We start from the raw sequence: 277 nt of genomic DNA, 5'->3' as shown, positions 1-277 counted from the left end.
CCCATCAGACCGTAGATGAACATCGAGAACGCCACGATGTACAGCACGTTGACGAGGTATTCCATTACCGGTCCCCACCCTTCTCAGCAGCAACAGGGGCGGCGGGCTTGGACTTGAACATCGCCAGCATCCGGTCGGTGACCACGAAACCACCGACCACGTTGATCGTTCCGAACACCAGGGCCACGAACAGGATCACCTGCAGCCCCCACGGCGGGTTCTCGACCTTGCCCAACACCACCAGCGCACCGAGCACGACGATGCCGTGGATGGCGTT

Annotated in this window: 1 protein-coding gene; it reads right to left on the bottom strand. The window is 61.0% G+C overall.

The genetic code is table 11. The annotated features are described in order from the left end of the window. Positions 1–64: 64 nt before the first annotated feature. A partial coding sequence (locus AZG88_RS28820) for a proton-translocating transhydrogenase family protein (protein ID WP_197487956.1) occupies positions 65–277 on the bottom strand: 213 nt, incomplete at its 5' end.

It is taken from the genome of Rhodococcus sp. LB1 (genome assembly GCF_001583455.1).
Lineage (GTDB): Bacteria > Actinomycetota > Actinomycetes > Mycobacteriales > Mycobacteriaceae > Rhodococcus_F > Rhodococcus_F opacus.
Note: the sequence above shows the minus strand (reverse complement) of the source record. Positions and strands in the feature narration are given on the sequence as shown.